We start from the raw sequence: 20,252 nt of genomic DNA on the forward strand, positions 1-20,252 counted from the left end.
ATTTAATCCTTGTTTATTTAACGCTTATTCGATGACGACTAGTTTACCGAGACTTAAAAATAAAATGGCTGTTTTGACAGGCAAGCCTTCCTGCTGGAATAACTGTGCGTAGGACGACAATTGCTCGGTAAATAGCCCAGCCAGGCTGTGCAAATCTTGTTGTTCAGTGACCGGCATGGATTTGTAATCCACGATCCAGCGTACACCATCGGCGACAAAGGTACGGTCTATGACCTTTTTACCATCCGCCAGTTGTTCAATCGCCAGCTCGGAAGCGGCGTGAGTGTGTGCTTGCAGCACCCATTGCCCGTCGTCAGACTGCAAAGTTGTGGTTAATAATCTGGCCGCTTTGGCTGTGGCTGTCTTGGCGTCATTGTCTGTGTAACCGCGCTGTTTAAACCAGCGCTGCATGGCAGCAGTGTGCATCAGGAATTGGTTATTTACACTATCGTGCCAGCGGGCAAGGCCTTGTTCGGCAATCAGTTGCAGGTACAGGTGGGCGAGGGTGCCGGTATCGGCTTCCAGTGCCGCCACTGTCGCATCCTCAGTAATTTGTCTATAAGCTGGGGTTGCCAGAGTATCGGCAACTTGCAATACAGCCGGTGTCAAGGCTTGCTGTACGCGGATGAGTTTAGGCACGAATTGCTGAATATCGGCGTCAGTTTGCGTATTTGTCGCGCGCGCCACAATGTCATTTTCAGGGGTAAACTGCGCATTCACAGCTGGCCATAACAGATGCAGGAAGGTGTTTTTACGCGGTTGGAGGTCACCGTTTTTATCCGGTTTTGCAGCGCCTAATAAATGTAATTGCCGTTCAGCACGCGTGGCAGCTACATACAGCACACGCGCATCTTCATAAGCGGCGCGGGTTTTGTCCAGGTCATTTAAATAATCATAAGCCGTTACTGTAGAAGCACTAGCCTGCTGGCGCTTGCGGGCCGCCGGCACATATGGCGCAGCGACAAGTTCGGTGGAGCCGTCAGCCAGCGTTACTTCTTCCCATATCACCAGCTTCGCATCATCTGGCGGGTTGCCGCCATCCAGGCCTGGCAGAATCACGGTATCAAATTCCAGGCCTTTGGATTTATGTATGGTCATGAATTGCAGGCTGGCATCGGCTTTTGCATCGGGCGCGGCATAGAGTTTTTTCACATCTTCAGCCAGTGCTTGCGGGCTGAACTGGTTGTGCTGCTCCAGCGCTGCGATACGCGCAAAAAATGCCTGTACGTCCTGCACATCATTTTCATTCCACAGGCATTGCGCACCGCCCAACCTTAACCAGGTGTTGTGCACCCAGCGGCTGACGCTAGAGCGGCCACGAAAGTCCAGCGCAGATTGCATGACTTGGTAGACATGGCGTGCGCGCTGTTGACCATCTGCGCTTAGCCTGGCAAGCACAGCCTCATCGGAAAGCAAATGCATCACACTGCGATGACTGTCCAGGCCGATCAGCGCATGCAGGTCAGCCAGAGTCAGGCCACACCAGGGCGCACGCAGCAAAGCCAGCCAGTGCACACGGTCGGCGCGCTGATGCAGCGCATAGGTCAATGTCAGCAAATCCTGCACAATCTGGCGGTTGGCGAGTTCTTCAATCTCAACTGCCTGGAAACTCAATTCACTCTGGTTACGGCGCATTTCGCTGACCAAGGCGTGCAGATGTCGGCGTGCGCGCACCAGCACGGCGATGGTGGCATCCGGTTTGTTTGCGCGCGTATCCTGGATGATACGGATGATCTGTTCAGCTTCCAGATGGCGGATATCGGCAGGTTCTTCATCCGCTTCAGTCACGGGGATTAATAGCGGATGTACAAATATCCCTGCACCTTCTGTATCAGCACGGGTAGCGACAAACGGCCGGTAAGCAATAGCGCCTTGTTGCGGCGCGTCTCTCGCGGGCAGCATGCCTTTAAATGTCTGGTTGATCCATTCCACCACCGGCGGCCGGGAACGGTTGTTACGCCAGAGTTTAAGCGGTGTCAGCTGGATGTCTCCTATGCCATACACAGCGGCATTGAGGAACAAACCGACATTGGCTTTGCGGAAGCGGTAAATCGACTGCATGGGGTCGCCGACCGCAAACAGGGTGCGGCCATCGCCTGGCAGCCAGCCACGCGTGAGTGCTTGAAGCAGGTCAATCTGCATCGGGCTGGTATCCTGGAACTCATCGACTAACAGATGCTGGATACGGTAATCCAGGCGCATCGCCAGTTCTGTAGAAACGCCACCTTCAACCAGTGCGGCCAATGCGCGCTGCGCTATCTCGACAAAATCCACTTCATTCTGCGCCTGGAAACATAACCATAATTGTGCCGCAGCAATATTTAACAGCTGGCTGAGCGCACGGATAATCGCATCGTCTTCACTATCCGGGTCAGGCAGCATGCGAATCCGGGCAATGCTGGCTTCGCTGTCTCCCTGTTGCGCCAGCCCATCCAGTATGTCTGTTAATGCTTCTTTGTAGGGTTTTGCTTCATCGGTGGCGGGCAAGCCCATGTTTTTATCCAGCCGTTTGCGCAGGCCACCGCTGGCGGTCAGTAACAAATCGGCCAGTGCACGCCAGCCGGGTAAGTCTTCAATAGTGGATGAAAGTGGTGCTTGCCAATCGAGTAAACCAGATATTGCATGATCAGGTGGAAGCTGGCTGGAAGCATAACGCGCAATGGGCATTAGCGCAGATTGCAAGCGGGCGGGTAAAGCCTGTGCCGCCTGCTGTAACTCACTTTCAATCAGATGTAACAATGCCAGCCGGGCAACTTCGCTTTGATTTATCTGATTGGGATCGCCGCCTGTTTGACTTAAATGCAACCATTGCTCACGTTTTGAGAGCATTGCCATCAACAGGCCTTCAAGGCGCGCCTGGTCGTTATCCATATAGCGCAGCACTAGTCGCACAGGCGCTCCCAGTTGCGGGTCATCCATGGTTTGCAGCGCTTGACCGGCCGCTTCACGATAATATGCCCAGGCATCTTCAGTCACGGCCGGTTGCGTACCAAAACGGCTTAACAAAGGCATTTGCCTTGCCAGGTTGGCGCACAGTGAATCAATGGTATAAATGCGTAATCTTGCAGGTGTTTCCAGCAAATGCCAGTTCAGCTCGGCTGAGCGCTGCAAGGCCTGCCGGCCTAGTTCAAAGGTGATCTGTTTATGAGGCGCTTCCGGCGTCACACCTGCCGCTGCCAGTTGCAGGCTATCAAGAATGCGCGCACGCATTTCGGATGCTGCTTTATTGGTGAAAGTAATCGCAATGATTTCTTCGGGGGCCTGCACGGTTTGGAGTAACTTGAGCACACGTTGCGTCAGCAGTTCGGTTTTTCCCGCACCCGCCGGCGCTTCGACAATAAAGGATTCTATATCCAGTGCGCGCTGGCGGTTAGCGGTGTCGTTAGCCAGGGCTTGTTGCAAGTCGAACTCAGAGATCGTCATGACTGCTCACCCAGGTGCCGGTGCTCAAACTGCAATTGCCGCTCAGGCAGCCGTAACAATGGCAACACATCGCAATAATCCAGATCCTTTTCGGATTCAAATACCACAGCGGCATCACCTGCTTTTAAAGCCTGGGCGGTATGGGTAATCTGCCGGCGCCAGTGTTGCAATATCGAAGGCCAGTCGGGAAATGCTTCCGGATCGAATAATTTGGTTTTTTCGTGGTTGAACGCCTTGATGCCCGAAACGATGTCATCTTCAGCGGCGACGCCGGTGAACCCGCCATCGGTCAGGCGCAACTTGCCAAAACAGACTGCGGCAATGTCTGCATCCTGCAAGATAAAGGCGGCATAAATCGGCAATTGCGGCTCGGTGATTTTGTCGCTGGCCCAGTTTTTATAATCGGGCGCGCTGCCGGTTTTGTAGTCAATCACCACCAGGCGGCCATCTGCCAACGTATCCACACGGTCTATCACCAGCTTGACCTGTATGCCTTCAATCAGGGGATTGAATTTTTTCTCTACCATGCTGACGCTGAAGGCTTGCGGGCGTTCGCGTTCGACTTCCCATAACCAGGTCAACGCCAGCTTGCTCAAGCGTTCAGTTTCCAGCTGGCAAAACACTTCGGAAAAAGGTTGCGAGAATTCCTGGTTAAACTCGCTGATGACTTGCGCTGATACCTGGTCCAGCTGACTTTTTAGTGTGGCTGGTTGAACAGCAGGCCAGTCCAGAGCCGGTTGTTGTAACCAGAATGCTGCCATGACTCGGTGGATTAGATCACCGCGCTGCATGGCATCCAGGCCATTGTGCGGAGTTTCCAGTTTGCGGGCTTTTAATCGGTATTGATAAAACGCCCAGGCCGGGCAAAGCGCTTGTGCGCGCAGTAAACCAGTACCGCCACTGACATGCTCACCGTCTTCAACCGGTGGCGCCTGGTGGTCTTCCAGCCATTGCCAGTCTTGTGCATTATTGTGTGCCAGCGTTTCGGCAAGGGTGGCTGCGCCTGGCGTAGCAGCCGTCTCCGGTATCGCGTAAATCAGCGGACTCAGGCGTAATAGCCGATCCCCCTCTTTGTTTGCATAAGAAAAAATTACCTGCCTGGCTGAACGCAACAGACGTTGGTGAATCTGGTTGGCAAAGTCAATTTGAACTTCGCTGCTGGCGTTGGGCGTGGCTGCCTGGCGTTGCAGTTCTGCGGGAATCAGCGCGTTGGTGCGCGACAAGGGGGGCCACACATGGTCATTCATGCCCATCACCCATACGCCATCCAGGGGTTGTGCGGAGGCTTCCAGCATGCCCATCAGCGTGATATTTGGAGAGCGTATCGTTTGCGGCTGGAAAATCTGCGCCTGGCATAATTGCGATAAACGGTGCAGGGCAGACATGGGATCCATGGCGCCCAGCCACGCATCCAGCGCTGCCAACTGGCCGAGTACACGCTGAAACGATTGCTGGCATTGATATTCGTGACTGGATAAACTGCGCTCGCCTGGCCAATGCGTGGCTTCAAGTAACTGGTTAAAACTGGCGACCCAGGCAGAAGGTGCTTGTTTGCGGGGTGTCTGTTTTGCCAGTGTGAGCAGTGCGCTCAGATCAGCTGTCAGCGCCGGACAAGTAATTGGGTGTATATCTTGCTGTTTACGCTCAACAAACCGCAAAAAAGTTGAAGCTTTTACCTGCAAAGGCAATTGCCTGCGCATCTCGGCATCCAGCGCTGCGCGTGGGTCGGCTTCGTGTTGCGCTTGTGACCAGTAGACGTTGCCAAGAAGGGCTGAAAGCTCGGTTTGCGTGAAAGGTGACTGTTGAAACGCTAGTCTCAGCAAGCTGAGTGCGGTATCTACAAGTGGCCAGCGGCTTAGCGGCAATCCTAGCGAAAACTCGTAACAACGCGGTGTTTCAGCATGCGCAGGGTGCATTGCCTCCGGGTGAAATACATCGTCTAACAAATTTGCCAGTGTGTCACGCAAGTTGTCGAGTTCCGGCACTACTATCGCCAGCCTGGCCAGAGGGTTGGCAGCTAAGTGCTGTTGTGCCCAGTGCACCGCGGCCCGGCATTCGTCCATCGCTTCCGCGAATGCCATTCGCTGGACAACATCAGCGGTGATGCCCGTTTCATAAGTAGCTACGCTGACGCCTTGTTTCTGGAGTTCATTTATAAATGCCTGCAAATGCGGGTTTATACGGTCAAACCCGGCTAATTGTATTTCGGCTGGTAATGAACAAGGGTGTTGCTGCAATTGTCGCAGCTGCCATGCCTGGTAACGTACACTTTCGAGGTAACCACTTTGTTTGCACAACAACTGGAATTGCTGGCGCCATTGCATAAACTGGCGTGTTTCCTCAGTTGCCGTCGACATGTCCAGGCTGATGCTCCATTCGATCAGGTAGCGGTTAGCCTCCATCGCAGCACTGGCCAGGCCACTGGTATTAAACAGCGTAGCCGCTTCATGACGGCTAAGGCTATGCTGGATCGCCTGCTCCCATAGCATGGCTTCCTGGGTGGCGGATAGCATGCCGAGTGGTGCATCGGCCACATTAATCTGCCCGCTTAAAATCGCGTGTTCGGTGAGCTGGTCAAGCCAGTCCTGTAATGGAAAAACCTCGGGCGCTCGCCATTGTGACAAGGCTTTTTGCTGTAATTGTGCGTGCAGGGTTTGGCGTATTCCCTGCGCCAGGCGCGCGGATGCACATAGAATAATGCGCTTGTTTTCAATGGGCTGGGAATGCATCCGGTAGATAAGTAAGTTTATGAGAATGAGTGGGTGAGCATTGTTACAGGCGGATTAAACTATAAATCAGCTTACATGGCATATTGTCGCGCTTAAATATGATGCAGGCAAATGAACTGTATGCGGCTTGGGATTAATCCGCATTATTTACCGATAATATCTCCAAGAGAAACTTGATGAACATGACTGGAATATAAAACTGGTTTCATTGCTTCGCCCGATGATTTTCTCAGGTAATATCAACCTTTACTGCTCGCTGATTTTAACAACTTTAATTAGGTGAATATCAAACATGGGGAAATTTATAAAAATAATATTTTGGCTGATCTTGTTTCCAGTGGTTTTTTTGACGCTTTACACCTGGGCATCCCTGAACTGGGTATATTCCTACGGTGAGCGGATCGGTTATGTGCAAAAGCTATCCAATAAAGGCTGGGTATGCAAAACCTGGGAAGGTGAGTTAGTGCTGGTGACGATACCCGGCACGCAGGCTGAAAAATTTCATTTTACGGTGCGTGATCCGGCTGTGGTATTGAAAGTAAATCAGCTGGCTGGGGAGCGTGCAAGGCTGTTATACAAAGAACACAGAGGCGTGCCTTCTAACTGTTTCGGTGAAACCAGCTACTTTGTCTATGACGCACAACCTATTGAAGATGAAAAGCAGTAATTATTTCAACGGTTAAAAATGGCCGTTCAACACTCGATGCTGCTCTGGAATTGGTCGTTTCGCAGCGCCTCGCAACACATATTTTTTAAACCCTCTCTTAAAGCCTTTGCTGGAAGAAATCTTGAACGGTTGTATGATGCGCAAGGACCGAATGAACAAGAGCAGGGGAACCTGAATAGAGTTGGTAATCAATGGCAGAGTACAAAAATTACATTACGCCGGAAGGCTACGCGGCAATGGAGAAAGAGTTTCAATACCTTATAAAGGTTGATAGACCGGAAGTGGTGCGCGTAGTAAGTTGGGCGGCGGGTAATGGCGACCGTAGTGAGAATGGCGACTATATCTATGGCAAGAAACGCCTGCGCCAGATCGATTCGCGCATACGCTTTCTGACCAAGCGTATGGATGCGGCCGAGATTGTGTATAGTCGTACACAAACCAACACCGAGAAAGTATTTTTTGGTGCCTGGGTGACATTGTTCAATCTTGAAGATGAGAGTGAGATCATCATCCGTATTGTCGGGCAGGATGAGCTGGATCCCGCGCAAGGGTATATTTCCTGGGTATCGCCTATGGCGAAAGCGTTGTTAGGTAAAAATCTGGGCGATGCTATACGGGTAGTTACCCCTGCTGCGGAAACAGAATACGAAATTATTGATATCCGTTATGAATAACAGCACACTGATGCATTTTTTGAACTAAAATTGCCAGGTTGCTCTCTTAAAATTACCATGAAAAAACGTCTTTGCATTTTCCTGATTTGCTGGTTGCCATGCTTTGTCATGGCCGCTAACGTCATGGCGATGCAAATGTTGCTTGTACAGGCAAATCCTGTTTCACAACAGTTGCATGACACACATGACACACATGCCAGTCACGAAATTGACGCGATGAGTGAAATGCCTTGTCATGAGCACGAAGCTGCCCATGACTCTGCTAAAACGACATCGAGCAAAGCGCATCATTGCGATGTATGCGGATTTTGCGCTATCAGCGGCGGCGTTGCGCATTTTCACGCCGTTCCCGTTTTAGCCATAACTGCTTCACGTTCGGCCACGCCATTATTTATGGCCGCGCCTGTCCATTCCCAAACCTATCCGCCCGCTATCAAACCACCCATATTCAGCTAGCAGGCAGGACAAATCCGTCTATCGGTTTGTCCGCTTTGTAGATCACGCTTTGTTCTAAAGCGTTTTTACCAAGTTGAATATGGAGGGCTTATGTCCAAGCAATACACCATTGCACCTTTTTCCGTTTTCTCATTGGGCGCCTTTTTCTTAAGCCAATTAGTTGTGCCGGCTCATGCCGCTGCACTGATGGGGTTTGAAGATAGTGCCATGTTGATGACCGAAATTGGTCGCTATAACCAGGAATGGATGTTGAACTACTCGCCCGCACTCGGGCATGCCATCGGCGTAGAGCAGATGCGCATGTCAGGTAAAGGCGAGCAGGCCACCACCATTACTGGCATCAATTACACCGGCTTGATCAAACGCTGGAACCTGCCAGCCGCACAAGCCAACATCTGGTTTAACGGCAGCGTCGGCGAATCCAAAGGGCAATATGATGGCTTTGCCTACACGCCAAGCGTGCAGTTTGATATGGAATCCACACGACTGTATTTTCTTGCCAAAGCCCGCATGATCCGTGCGCCCGGCATGAACTACGACACCGCTGCAGTCCAGGCCGGGTTTTCATTTTATGAAGCCGGCTTTGACGACACGCAGCCATGGTTCGTGATTGAAGCCAAAACCATGCGCAACAATGATCCCGGCTTACAGGTGACGCCTGCCTTACGCCTGATCAACAAAAATTACTTTCTCGAATTTGGTGTAACCAATCCATGGCAAGGAGAAGGCTTCGCGCCGCGCCTGAATGCCATGTTTGTGTTTTAACCACTCTATTTTTAAAGGATTTTAAAATGAAAAAATTATTGATTACCCTCATGTTAACCGCCATGGCACCTGCTGCATTTGCGGTCACTACGCTAAAAGCAGAAGTCAATGGCATGGTGTGCGCCTTTTGTGCCAAGGGCATAGAGAAAAAACTCAAAGCCTTGCCGGAAGGGCAGGCGGCATTTGTCGATTTAAAAAGCCGTGTGGTGGCTTTTCAGCTAAAAGATGGGCAAACACTGACTGATGAAAAGTTTAATAAAGTCATTCAGGATGCAGGATATTCGGTCACTAAAGTCGAGCGCGTCAACCAAACTGTTGCAGACATCCAGGCACAACTGAGTAAGTCCGGCAAAGAAAGTAGTAAGTGATGGCTAGCGAAATCAATCATTTGCAAACGACAAAACGGTTGAATCTACTCTCACTGTTTACGAGTGGATCAACACTGATTTGTTGTGCATTGCCTGCAACACTGGTGGCGATTGGTTCGGTGGCTACACTCACCAGTCTCGTCAGCCAGTATCCGCAATTGATCTGGATTAGCGAGCACAAGGCCCTGGTATTCGGCCTTGCCGCTGTCATGCTGTTATTGGCAGGCTGGCTGCAATGGCGTGCAAGATCATTACCTTGCCCGACTGATCCTCAACTCGCAACGCTTTGTATGAAGACGCGCCGGCAAAGCCTGTGGGTTTACTGGATATCTGTAACATTGTTTCTGATTGGTTCTTTTTTTGCGTTTGTGGCACCGCTGTTGATTGAGTAAATTATCACCTAAGGCCTATCGTTTTAATTAAGGATGGGATTTCAGCAACATTAAAAAAGCCGACGCGAAGTCGGCTTTTTTATCAGCTGCGTATCCTGAAATTGCTACTTCAGGATTATAAGAAATTATTTAGGTGCGGCTGGATCCGGCTCAGCAACAAAAATCTCTACGCGGCGGTTTTTTGCCCGGTTAGCTTCTGTGTCATTTGCCGCAACCGGCTCATGTGAACCGCGACCATCAATAGTGATGCGACTGGTTGCAATGCCGCGCTCGGACAGGTATTTACGGGCACTGGCAGCGCGATTAACTGATAACGGGTCATTGACGGCATCAGAGCCACTGCTATCAGTGTGTCCAATGATGTTGATACGTGCTGCCGGATTGTTTTGCAAACCGCTGGCAAATTTATCCAGGATAGGGCGGAAATTCGGTTTGATATCGGCTTTGCCTTTATCGAAGGATATATCACTTGGGATCTCAAGTTTCAGCTGATTGTCGCCGGTTTTGGTCACGGCAACACCGGTACCTGCAGTGGCTTGTTCCATTTCCTGCTTCTGTGCTTCCATTTTTTTGGACCAGATATTACCGGCAATGGCACCCGCACCAGCACCTATCGCTGCACCAATGGCGGCACCCTTACCACCACCAGCAACTGCACCGACTACACCACCGGCTGCAGCACCAATACCGGCGCCTTTGGCTGTTCCTTTTTGCGTTTCGCTCATATTCGCGCAGCCCGACATGCTGATTGCAGCCGTTAACACTGACACAGTAATTATTTTATGCATTTGTTTTTCTCCCGTAAAAGTTTTTGTAACTCCCGTTGGTCACAAATCTGCAAGACTAAGTTCAGTCATTCCGCCTCTTACAACGAATTTTTTTAACTGTTCCGAGTCACACTTTTATGCTGTTAACTGCATTATTAATGTTAATGATTCTTATTTTTAATGATTGAATAGTGATTTTCTACTTCAGGCTGAGCTTGAATTCTGTGATCGAAAGGTATTAGATGCACACCAACGCTGAGAAAAATGGTTCCAGACTTGCAGTGAGCTATGGCCGGACATTGGGCTATCTGTTTTGTGCAGTTGGCATTGTGTTTCTATTCAATGAAGCCTGGCAGTTAATTTCAAGCAAGCCAACCTTACGTATTGCGTTAGGTTCTGGTTCGATAGCAGCATTGGCAACTGCCTTAGGTGTTATACCTATGCTGGTTACCCGTGAACCAGGACGCCGTGTGCAAGATACTTTGATGGGATTTGGTGCGGGCGTCATGCTTGCAGCCTCCTGTTTCTCTTTAATTGTGCCATCTCTTGATATCGCTCAAACCCAAGGTATGAACCGCTGGGGTGCTTCGATGCTGACCGGTGCTGGCATATTGATGGGGGCAGGCTGTTTAATGCTGCTGGAACGTAAGTTGCCACACCAGCATTTTTTTGGAGGGGCGGGCACAGAAAGTGCGCAACGCATCCGCAGGCTATGGTTATTTGTATTTGCGATTGTGTTGCATAATATTCCCGAAGGGCTGGCGATAGGCGTTTCTGCCGCAGGTAATGATGCTGCACGTGCCGCCGCATTGGCAACCGGCATTGCCATCCAGGATGTGCCGGAAGGGCTGGTAGTGGCCCTCGCGCTGAGCAGTGTCGGCATGGGCAAATGGAAATCTGCATTGTTGGGTGCAGCCTCTGGCCTGGTTGAACCACTTGCCGCTGTGCTGGGTGCTGCGGTATTGATCTACAGCCAACCGATGTTGCCATGGGGCTTAGCGTTTGCAGCGGGGGCTATGCTGTTCGTCGTCAGTCACGAAGTGATTCCTGAATCCCATCGGCAAGGACATGAGCTATTTGCGACGACAGGCCTGCTGGTGGGTTTTGTACTGATGATGATCCTGGACACCGCACTGGCGTAAAGCCACATGATATCTGCCATACTGGGATATTTGCAGGGCCTGGAAAGCGATAACGCACGCAGGCAATGTACATTTGTATCAGAGGCTTAACTGCAAGCACTCGCAAACTCGCATGATTGATTGTCGTGAGAAAAACTTGCGCAAAAAATGATAAGCGATTGAAAATACATGGTTTTTAGGCAATCAAACCATATGTCCTCGCGTATAATCCCAGTTTTACTAAGCAAACGTTGAGTTAAAGTGTGTCATCGCACTCTCTGCGTGACATAGTGTTTTCGACACAAGATTTGCAAATACAAAAAAGCCACACATGATTCCCCCAATTATTCTGGATATTGAAGCCTCCGGCTTTGGCGTAGGCAGCTACCCGATAGAAATCGGGTATGTTGACGCCAGCGGGGCAACTTGGAGCGCGCTGGTGCAGCCGCAAGCGGGTTGGGTGCATTGGGATGACAAAGCTGAAAAACTACATCAACAATCCCGTCAGGCATTAGTTGAAAATGGGCAAACGCCACATGCGATTGCCACTCACCTGAACCTTACATTCAATGGACAAACGCTGTATACCGATGGCTGGTATCAGGATTTTGTCTGGCTGCACAGCTTGTATGATGCAGCAGGCTTGAATCCTTCTTTCAAGCTGGAAGATTTAAGCCTGTTGCTGACGATTGAGCAACAATCCGCCTGGCATGATACCGAGCAAACTATCCGCAATACGTTCGCATTACCTGAGCATCGTGCTGCGATGGATGCAAAAGCATTGCAACTGACCTGGTTGAAAACTGCTGAGTCAATGCCCGCCCTAGTGGGTTAATTGTCTGATGGGCTAATCTTCGTCGTAGGCTAAGTTTATTAGTTGATAGCAGCATTTCGCTGTTCAGGTACACTACCTCGATTTTTCTAGCTTCTTTAAAAACACTTCATGTCGTCTTTTACTTCTAAACGCTGGGATATGTTCTGCCAGGTCGTCGATAATTTTGGCGATATCGGTGTCAGTTGGCGCCTGGCCTGTCAGTTGGCGGATGAACACAACGTGACTGTCACTTTATGGATAGACGATTTAACCGTTGCAAAGAAAATTTTCCGGGCAGGGCATTCCAAAGTAAAGGTGCAGCACTGGCATGCCCAGGCAGATTTTCCGGAAATTGCTCCCGTTGTCATTGAAACCTTTAGCTGTGGATTGCCGGAGCGCTACCAGCAGGCGATGTCACCACAAACCCTCTGGTTGAATGTGGATTACTTATCCGCCGAAGATTGGGTAGAAGGATTTCATGGCCGGCCATCACCGCAGGCTAATGGCCTGGTTCGCTATTTTATTTACCCGGGGTTCAGCACGCAGACAGGCGGATTGCTGCGTGAGAGGTTTTTACCGACAATGAAACAACAGGCAGAACAATCCACACCATCGGCATGGCAGCAGTTGGGCTTGGCGCCAGCACCGAGTGTGATTAATCTTTCACTGTTTTGCTATGCGCATGCGCCAATCAGAGAATTACTGGATAGCCTGGCTGCATCACCATACCGAAGCAGGCTGATTGTGCCTGAAAGTGTGGCAACGGTAGTTTCACAAGCACTCAAGTTAGACGCGATTAAGTCTGGTCAAAGTGTACAGCACCAAAATTGTGAGATAACTGTCATACCTTTCCTGTCACAAATTGACTATGACCTGTTGTTAGCGCTTTGTGATGTGAATTTCGTCCGAGGGGAAGATAGCTGGATTCGTGCCATCTGGGCAGCAAAACCCATGGTTTGGTTACCCTATCAGCAATCTGAAAATACCCACCTGCAAAAACTGGATGCTTTTCTAAAGCATTACCTAGCGCTAGCGGATGATGAAGTGAAAGCGCAAGTGACATCTGTGATGCAGGCTTGGGCCACGGGTGCATGGTCTGACGAGCGTTGGCGCGCGTTTGTAAGTCATCGCGATCACATCACGCGACATGCGCAAGCCTATGCCTGCCAGTTGGCACAGCAGCCAGACCTTGCCACTAACTTGGTGATTTTTATTGAGAAATTGCAAAAAAATCGGGTATAATGCGCGGCTTTATTATTCCCACATTCAATTAAAGGCATTGTATGAAAATTGCTCAGGACTTACGCGTAGGCAACGTGATCATGATTGGTAATGATCCTATGGTAGTTGTGAAAGCCGAATATAACAAATCCGGCCGTAACTCAGCAGTGGTCAAAATGAAGATGAAAAACTTGCTGACTGAAGCGCCTAGCGAGAACGTTTATGCGGCACAGGACAAGTTTGACGTGATCGTACTGGAAAAGAAAGAAGTGACTTTTTCTTACTTTGCTGACCCAACCTATGTATTCATGGATGCCGAATACAACCAATACGATGTAGATGCTGAGTTTATGGAAGATGCATTGCCATACCTGGAAGACGGTATGCCATGTGAGGTGCGTTTCTATGAAGGTAAAGCGATTTCCATCGAATTGCCAACTACAGTAGTGCGCGAAATCACTTACACAGAGCCAGCGGTAAAAGGCGATACTTCCGGTAAAGTGATGAAGCCTGCAAAAATTGCTTCAGGTTTTGAAATTCCAGTGCCACTGTTCGTTAGCCAGGGTGACAAAATCGAAATCGATACCCGCACTGGTGAATATCGTAACCGTGTGATGAAATAATCGTAACGCTTACCCAGAGTTAAAAAGAAAACCCCAGGCTTGCCTGGGGTTTTTGTTATTCATGAGTCTTGGTTTGTGAATGTTTAGGGAAATGTTTATCTTAATCTTGGGAATGATTCACTATTGGTTATGATTTTTTTCACTGACAATCGCTGACAGCTTTACATCATCTCATCTTGAGGAGGGTTGCAATGCGTCATCAGCAGGTCAGCTATAAGCGAATCATTGTTATGTGTCTGTTGAGCTGGACGGTGCTCTCTATCGATGCAGCACTCGCGGCTGAAGCAGACGCGCGTTCCCTAAAACACCCCTTGGTCGGTTACTGGGAGTCAAAAATTCCCGAGACCGGTTGCCTGGAATCTTACTGGTTTAAAGAAGATGGCACAGCGGTGTTTACCAGTGGCGATGAGCAGCTCGAAGCCCGCTATGAAATAACCCCACAACCGGACGTGCAGGGATTCTTCAAACTTACTCACCGTGTGACCTTAAGCAATAAAGGACTGGACTGCACCCGCCAGACTTCCGAAATCAACACCGAGCAAACCAGCTATGTGCTTTTCCAGCCGGATGGCTACAGTTTCATTTCCTGTGACGATGATAACCCATCGTTAGAGGCCTGCTTTGGCCCGATTGAATTAAAGAATAATGCGAGCAGAAGTTTGCCCTGAGATCTAAGGGCTTAAGCTGCATGTGGCAATCGGCATTACTGCTGCTCAGGCGTACCATGCCAGTGATGGTGGCCAGTGTCGGGTTAACCCTCGGCCATTCTTCCCAGGCGCTGATTCATGGATTGACGTTTCCCGGTATGGCGATATCCACCGTGAAACTGAGTATCAAGCATGCTCATTTTTTGCAGTCCGTAGAAAAATGGGAATATTACGATTCCCTCTGTAGCGGAGTCATTGTTGGACGCAAACCGCTGACACTGATCACTGCAGCCCATTGCCTGAAAGAAGTGCAATTGAATGGCCCTAAAGGGCTGCCTGTATTATCCATCGTCCAACCGGAATTGCTCGGTATTGAGGATATCCGGCTGCAACAAGCATTCTACCGGCCATTTGCAGCCGTGGCTGAGGATTTAACCCAGGACATTGCAGTGCTGGTGTTTGAGGCTAATATCAAAAGCCCGATACAAGCTCTGCGCATCCGCCTGGATGATCTTTTGCCGGAGAGCATCATGATTTGTGGTTATGGCCGAGGATACGGCGAGGCTGATACAAGGCATCCCCGATGTGGTGAACGCAAACCCTTGCCTGACCTGTCAGACTTTTTTCAGGTACTGCCCAGGGCCTACCGCGAAATGGACGAAATGCTGCATTTGCAGGCGCAGACACAGTTCGCTTACACCCAGGAGTTGGTACATGCTGAAAAAGCACTACTGGCGGTGAATCGCCTGAATGACAGCGATCAATACGACCACACCATTCCCATGCCTACAGTTGGCGATTCGGGTGGCCCATGGCTAGTGCTGAATGCATGGGGACAATACGAGTTGCTGGCGATTACCAGTCTGGTAGAGCGCTTTTATAATCCAAGCGCACATTGGCCTTTTTTCCAGAAACAGGTGCCATTATCAGAATACCCCTATATCGCTTACGGCTTACGCTTGAGTCATCCTGAAGTATTGGGGTTTTTACGCTACGCGCAGCATAGCGGTGCCGACATACAATTCACTTCGGCACCGCTGTATCCTTTTATCGACCAGCACTAACTAGAGTGCTGAGTCTGGCTAAAACGTCTTAAGCGTTCAGTTTGCTATCGATCTGTTTTTCTGCTGCCAGCCAATGGTCAGTGCTAGGGCCATGGAAACCATGTTTTTCGGCAATATAGTATGCGGCTTCTTCAATCATCTGCAAGCGTTTAGCGCTGGTAACTATCGCAGGTGAACGGGTTTTCTTGCTAGTGCTCGTGGTCTTGCTGGCAGTCTTTTTGGCGGCGGGCTTGGAAGCCGCAGTTTTTGTTGTCACTTCTTTTTTGGCGGCAGGTTTTTTGCTGCTGTTTTCGGTACTTTTGCTGGTGGCCATCATATCTCCTTGATCTAGAGTGAAATAAAAGTGCGAGGCTTGTGACCTCATGTGAACCATCTTATAAAAATGTAACACTTGCCGTCAAGCCGTTAAATGAGCAGACTCTGAATTTGATGAGGAGTTCGCAGCTTTATTTTGGAATATTTCCTTTTCAAGCCCGGCTATTTATGATGTAGTGCATGCGCACCCGCAATTAAAGGAAATCCATGTATAAAAAGGCCCTGACGTCACTCACCATCCTGTTTTTCATGATGGGGTTTATTACTTGTCTGAACGATATTCTGGTGCCATACCTGAAAGCCATTTTTTCCCTCAGCTATAGCCAGGCGGCATTGGTTCAGTTCTGTTTCTTTGGCGCTTACGGGCTGACTTCTATACCATTCAGCAAGCTGATTGAACGTGTTGGTTACCAGAAAGGCATGGTGATCGGTTTTGCGCTGGCGGCAGTGGGGTGCTTGCTGTTTTACCCGGCAGTGATATTACATACCTATCCACTATTTCTAGGTGCCTTGTTTGTGCTGGCATCCGGCATTGTGTTGTTGCAGGTAGCCGCAAACCCTTGTGTGTCTGTTATTGGGCCGAAAGAAACGGCTTCTTCGCGCCTGACCATGGCGCAGGCCTTTAACTCACTGGGCACTTTTATTGCCCCGTTGTTTGGTGCCTATTTCATCCTGTCCGCACTTAAAAACTCCACGCATGCTGAAGGGGTTGTCTATCCTTATTTCTTTATTGCTTCTGTGTTGATCATCATCGCTGTGGTGCTTTCGCGCATCAATCTTACCGGCCTGGAAACCACCCAAGCCGATGAAAGCCGCTGGACTGAGGTCATCAAAGAAAAAAGCTTGTTACTTGGCGTAATAGGGATATTTGCTTATGTAGGGGCTGAAGTGGCGATTGGCAGTTTCCTGGTCAATTACGTGATGGACATCAGCCAGGTCACAGAAACGCAAGCTGCGCCATTAGTCGCTTTCTATTGGGGTGGCGCGATGGTAGGGCGCTTTCTCGGCATATTCACTCTGAAAGCGTTTGCGCCAGCCAGAGTATTGATGACCCACGCCTTGCTGGCAGTGATCCTGATTATTATCTCGATGCAGGCTACAGGCACGCTGGCGATTGGCAGTATGGTGCTGGTCGGTTTATGTAACTCTATTATGTTTCCCACCATTTTTACCCTGGGGATCAAAGACCTTAAAGCCGGGCAGGAAAAGAAAGGCTCTGGATTACTGGCGACTGCGATTCTTGGAGGGGCGATTGTGCCCTTGTTGACCGGCTTACTGGCTGATCGTATGGGGCTGCATCATGCATTTATCTTGCCAGTGATCTGCTATGTTTACATCGCGTGGTTTGGTTTTAAAGCGTTGGCTGGCAAAGCGCATTAAATCATTTTTTGTTAATCAGAAGCCAGCCCACGCAAGCCAATGCAATTTCCCCATGGATTTTGAAGCTGGCAAATGGCATAACCATTTTCAATGTGCAACGGGCCACGATACAGTTTGGCACCGACAATTTGGGCATGTGCCAAGGCTAGGTTAAGTTTTGGAACTAACCAATAAACGACAGAGCCGGCAGGTCCCGAAGACACTTTCTCATCAGCGTGGACGAATTCCAGTGAGATGCCATCGAGAGACAGGTATTCAAAATTGTCTGCTGCCAGGCGCTGCCGCTGAGCATTAGGAAATAATTGCTGATACCAGTTCAAAGCCTCCGGAACCGAGGATACATGAATCATCACGGCTGCAATTGGTTGCGCTTGCATTGAGGCCTAAGCGGATGTTCCACCCACGGTTAAACCATCAATCTTCAATGTAGGTTGACCGACACCTACCGGTACGCTCTGACCTTCTTTACCGCAGGTACCTACACCGCTATCCAATGCCATATCGTTACCAATCATGCTGACTTTGGTCAGCACATCAGGGCCGTTGCCAATTAAGGTAGCGCCTTTGACCGGGTAAGTGATTTTGCCATCTTCAATCATGTAGGCTTCAGCTGCGCTAAATACAAATTTACCGCTGGTGATATCTACCTGGCCGCCGCCAAAGTTAGCTGCATAAAGGCCTTTTTTTACTGACTTGATAATTTCTTGCGGGTCTTTATCGCCATTCAGCATATAAGTATTGGTCATGCGTGGCATGGGGATATGCGCATAGCTTTCGCGGCGCGCATTGCCGGTCAATCCCATGCCCATCAGGCGGGCATTCAGCGTATCCTGGATATAACCCCGCAGTATGCCATCTTCAATCAACACGGTGTTTTGGGGTGCATTACCTTCATCATCCATGGTTAATGAACCCCGGCGATTGGCAATAGTGCCATCATCGACAATGGTGATGCCTTTGGCCGCTACCTGCTGGCCTATCATGTTAGAAAACGCAGAGCTGCCTTTGCGGTTGAAGTCGCCTTCAAGACCGTGGCCAATCGCTTCGTGCAGCAGGATGCCTGGCCAGCCACTGCCTAATACCACGGTCATACTACCGGCCGGGGCAGGGCGTGCATCGAGATTCACCAATGCCTGGTGTACGGCTTTTTGTGCGTAATCCTGCAATACCTCATCGGTAAAGAAGCTGTAATCAAACCGGCCACCGCCACCACTGCTACCTTGTTCGCGACGGCCATTGTGTTCGGCAATCACTTGCAGCGAGAGGCGCACAAGCGGGCGAACATCGCCAGCCATCACGCCATCACTGCGGGCTACCATCACCACTTCATATTCGGCAGCAATCGAGGCCATTACTTGCGTCACGCGTGGGTCTTGCGCTTTTGCGTACCGCTCGAGTTTTTCCAGTAACTTGACCTTGGCATCGGCGCTCAGGCTGGCAATCGGGTCTTGCGGTAGGTAGAGTGGGGCGTGGCTACGGGTGAGTATGCTATGGCCGGTTTTTTCCTGGCCCAGATTAGCAATCGCACGCGTGGCATTGGCCGCTTCTTGCAAGGCATCCAGCTGAATATCATCGGAATAGGCAAACGCGGTTTTTTCCCCACTCACTGCTCGTACGCCTACACCCTGGTCAATATTGAAGCTGCCGGATTTAACCTGTCCTTCTTCCAGCCCCCACGACTCACTGCGGCTGTACTGAAAGTACAAATCGGCATAGTCAATATTGTGCGTCATCATGCCAGACAAAACTTTGCTTAAAGCTTCCTGGTCCAGCCCGGCCGGGCGGAGTAGCGTATCGTTGGCAGTGGTAAGTAGCGTTTGCATATGGATCAACTTAATAAAGAGTCGTTCGGCTGGTTAAGACTAATAGTTGGAATAAATTTGATGAAAAGAGTGCCGTAGCGCGGCTCAGCATTTTCATGAAATAGCGGTAATTGTTTTGTGTTTCAAAGCCGGCAGGCTCTGACGCAGGTTCTTAATATAATTGCGGTTGATGTTGGCAATTACAATCCCTGATCCACGTGGTAGTCTGTCCAGCACCACGCCCCAGGGGTCGACTATCATGCTGTTACCGTGGGTTTCACGGCCTGAAAGGTGGTAACCGCCCTGGGCAGAGGCGACCACATAGCAGATATTTTCAATGGCGCGGGCACGCACCAGCGTTTCCCAGTGGGCTTTGCCGGTGGTTTCTGTAAACGCTGATGGCAAAACAATCATATCGACTTCACCCATGGCGCGGAATAATTCAGGGAAGCGCAGGTCATAACAAATTGCCAAGCCTATGCGGCCAAAAGGCGTGTCAATCGCAACCACGCTATCCCCAGGCTCTATCGTGTTTTCTTCGTGGTAGTGCTCGGTGCCCATGTCCAGGCCAAACAGGTGGATCTTGTCATAACGGGCAACCTGATCACCTTTTTCGTTATACACCAGGCAGCTGTTGCGGATTTTCTTTGGCTGATTGCTTTGCATGGGTACCGATCCGGCAACAATCCATATCTTGAAAGCTTTGGCAGTTTTACTCAGAAAGTGCTGGATAGGCCCGTCATTCTGTTTCTCGCTGATAGCCACTTTGTCTGTATCTTTCAGGCCCATGATGCAGAAGTATTCGGGCAACACCACCAGCCTTGCGCCTTGTTCGACGGCCATCTCAATCAATCGCTTGGCCTCTACCAGATTTGCGGCCACGCTAGGGCTGGACGCCATCTGGATAGCGGCGACCTTGATGATATCCTCTTTAGCTGCGGATTTCAGTTTTTTAGTTTTATTGTCTGCCATGGCATCTTTTCCGTTGGTACTAAATAAATTTAGAATCTAAGTCAGTTTGACA

Annotated in this window: 20 protein-coding genes; 13 read left to right on the forward strand and 7 right to left on the reverse strand. The window is 50.0% G+C overall.

Translation table 11 applies throughout. From position 1 onward, the window contains the following. Positions 1–24: 24 nt before the first annotated feature. Together LPA26_RS01375 and LPA26_RS01380 are read right to left on the reverse strand one after the other, a co-directional pair. Positions 25–3,423: an exodeoxyribonuclease V subunit beta gene (locus LPA26_RS01375; protein WP_229007048.1), complete on the reverse strand. Its 3,399-nt coding sequence runs from the start codon at positions 3,421–3,423 to the stop codon at positions 25–27. Continuing rightward, on the reverse strand, positions 3,420–6,152 hold the full coding sequence (locus LPA26_RS01380) for a PD-(D/E)XK nuclease family protein (RefSeq protein WP_229007049.1): 2,733 nt from the start codon (positions 6,150–6,152) through the stop codon (positions 3,420–3,422). The genes LPA26_RS01375 and LPA26_RS01380 overlap by 4 nt, the downstream gene beginning before the upstream one ends. Positions 6,153–6,444: 292 nt before the next feature. Here LPA26_RS01380 and LPA26_RS01385 point away from each other — a divergent pair, with 292 nt between their 5' ends. The 6 genes from LPA26_RS01385 to LPA26_RS01410 all read left to right on the forward strand — a co-directional run bounded on the left by LPA26_RS01385 (position 6,445) and on the right by LPA26_RS01410 (position 9,474). Continuing rightward, positions 6,445–6,819 (forward strand): hypothetical protein, encoded by a 375-nt coding sequence (locus LPA26_RS01385; RefSeq protein ID WP_369814181.1) that lies wholly within the window; start codon positions 6,445–6,447, stop codon positions 6,817–6,819. Between the two features lie 191 nt (positions 6,820–7,010). Further along, entirely contained in the window at positions 7,011–7,493 is a 483-nt protein-coding gene (gene greB, locus LPA26_RS01390; RefSeq protein ID WP_229007050.1) for a transcription elongation factor GreB, read from the forward strand. 57 nt (positions 7,494–7,550) lie between these two features. Beyond that, positions 7,551–7,949 (forward strand): hypothetical protein, encoded by a 399-nt coding sequence (locus LPA26_RS01395; RefSeq protein WP_229007051.1) that lies wholly within the window; start codon positions 7,551–7,553, stop codon positions 7,947–7,949. A gap of 90 nt (positions 7,950–8,039) precedes the next feature. Further along, the gene (locus LPA26_RS01400; protein ID WP_229007052.1) at positions 8,040–8,714 is read left to right on the forward strand and encodes a hypothetical protein; all 675 of its coding nucleotides are present in this window, start codon (positions 8,040–8,042) and stop codon (positions 8,712–8,714) included. A gap of 26 nt (positions 8,715–8,740) precedes the next feature. Further along, complete coding sequence (locus tag LPA26_RS01405) at positions 8,741–9,082, forward strand: heavy-metal-associated domain-containing protein (RefSeq protein ID WP_229007053.1); 342 nt, start codon at positions 8,741–8,743, stop codon at positions 9,080–9,082. Then, complete coding sequence (locus LPA26_RS01410) at positions 9,082–9,474, forward strand: hypothetical protein (RefSeq protein WP_229007054.1); 393 nt, start codon at positions 9,082–9,084, stop codon at positions 9,472–9,474. The genes LPA26_RS01405 and LPA26_RS01410 overlap by 1 nt, the downstream gene beginning before the upstream one ends. Positions 9,475–9,599: 125 nt before the next feature. Here the strand turns inward: LPA26_RS01410 and LPA26_RS01415 are convergent, their stop codons facing one another. After that, positions 9,600–10,262, reverse strand: coding sequence for an OmpA family protein (locus tag LPA26_RS01415; RefSeq protein ID WP_055871191.1), 663 nt, complete (start codon positions 10,260–10,262; stop codon positions 9,600–9,602). Between the two features lie 221 nt (positions 10,263–10,483). Here LPA26_RS01415 and LPA26_RS01420 point away from each other — a divergent pair, with 221 nt between their 5' ends. The 6 genes from LPA26_RS01420 to LPA26_RS01445 all read left to right on the forward strand — a co-directional run bounded on the left by LPA26_RS01420 (position 10,484) and on the right by LPA26_RS01445 (position 15,731). Continuing rightward, positions 10,484–11,383: a ZIP family metal transporter gene (locus LPA26_RS01420; protein ID WP_229007055.1), complete on the forward strand. Its 900-nt coding sequence runs from the start codon at positions 10,484–10,486 to the stop codon at positions 11,381–11,383. Between the two features lie 310 nt (positions 11,384–11,693). Continuing rightward, entirely contained in the window at positions 11,694–12,197 is a 504-nt protein-coding gene (locus tag LPA26_RS01425) for a hypothetical protein (RefSeq protein ID WP_229007056.1), read from the forward strand. Between the two features lie 108 nt (positions 12,198–12,305). Next, the gene (gene earP / locus LPA26_RS01430; protein ID WP_229007057.1) at positions 12,306–13,418 is read left to right on the forward strand and encodes an elongation factor P maturation arginine rhamnosyltransferase EarP; all 1,113 of its coding nucleotides are present in this window, start codon (positions 12,306–12,308) and stop codon (positions 13,416–13,418) included. Positions 13,419–13,459: 41 nt separating this feature from the next. Continuing rightward, positions 13,460–14,020: an elongation factor P gene (gene efp, locus LPA26_RS01435; protein ID WP_055829430.1), complete on the forward strand. Its 561-nt coding sequence runs from the start codon at positions 13,460–13,462 to the stop codon at positions 14,018–14,020. Between the two features lie 191 nt (positions 14,021–14,211). After that, a complete protein-coding gene (locus LPA26_RS01440) occupies positions 14,212–14,688 on the forward strand; it encodes a hypothetical protein (RefSeq protein ID WP_229007058.1) in 477 nt (158 codons plus the stop codon). Positions 14,689–14,708: 20 nt separating this feature from the next. Then, positions 14,709–15,731 carry a trypsin-like serine protease gene (locus LPA26_RS01445; RefSeq protein WP_229007059.1) on the forward strand — a complete coding sequence of 341 codons (1,023 nt, stop codon included), beginning with the start codon at positions 14,709–14,711 and terminating at the stop codon, positions 15,729–15,731. A 28-nt stretch (positions 15,732–15,759) separates the two neighbouring features. On the opposite strand, the gene LPA26_RS01450 is transcribed toward LPA26_RS01445, so the two are convergent. Beyond that, positions 15,760–16,044, reverse strand: coding sequence for a DUF2934 domain-containing protein (locus LPA26_RS01450; protein WP_229007060.1), 285 nt, complete (start codon positions 16,042–16,044; stop codon positions 15,760–15,762). Between the two features lie 209 nt (positions 16,045–16,253). Between LPA26_RS01450 and LPA26_RS01455 the strand changes: the two genes are divergently transcribed. Continuing rightward, positions 16,254–17,426, forward strand: a complete 1,173-nt coding sequence (locus LPA26_RS01455; RefSeq protein WP_055871206.1) for a sugar MFS transporter — start codon at positions 16,254–16,256, stop codon at positions 17,424–17,426. A gap of 11 nt (positions 17,427–17,437) precedes the next feature. Here the strand turns inward: LPA26_RS01455 and LPA26_RS01460 are convergent, their stop codons facing one another. The 3 genes from LPA26_RS01460 to LPA26_RS01470 all read right to left on the reverse strand — a co-directional run bounded on the left by LPA26_RS01460 (position 17,438) and on the right by LPA26_RS01470 (position 20,200). Next, positions 17,438–17,803, reverse strand: a complete 366-nt coding sequence (locus LPA26_RS01460) for a hypothetical protein (RefSeq protein ID WP_229007061.1) — start codon at positions 17,801–17,803, stop codon at positions 17,438–17,440. A 6-nt stretch (positions 17,804–17,809) separates the two neighbouring features. Next, positions 17,810–19,249, reverse strand: a complete 1,440-nt coding sequence (tldD, locus tag LPA26_RS01465; protein ID WP_229007062.1) for a metalloprotease TldD — start codon at positions 19,247–19,249, stop codon at positions 17,810–17,812. Between the two features lie 93 nt (positions 19,250–19,342). Then, positions 19,343–20,200 carry a carbon-nitrogen hydrolase family protein gene (locus LPA26_RS01470; RefSeq protein WP_229007063.1) on the reverse strand — a complete coding sequence of 286 codons (858 nt, stop codon included), beginning with the start codon at positions 20,198–20,200 and terminating at the stop codon, positions 19,343–19,345. Between the last annotated feature and the right edge of the window lie 52 nt (positions 20,201–20,252).

This window comes from Methylophilus sp. Leaf408 (genome assembly GCF_916856905.1).
Classification (GTDB): domain Bacteria; phylum Pseudomonadota; class Gammaproteobacteria; order Burkholderiales; family Methylophilaceae; genus Methylophilus.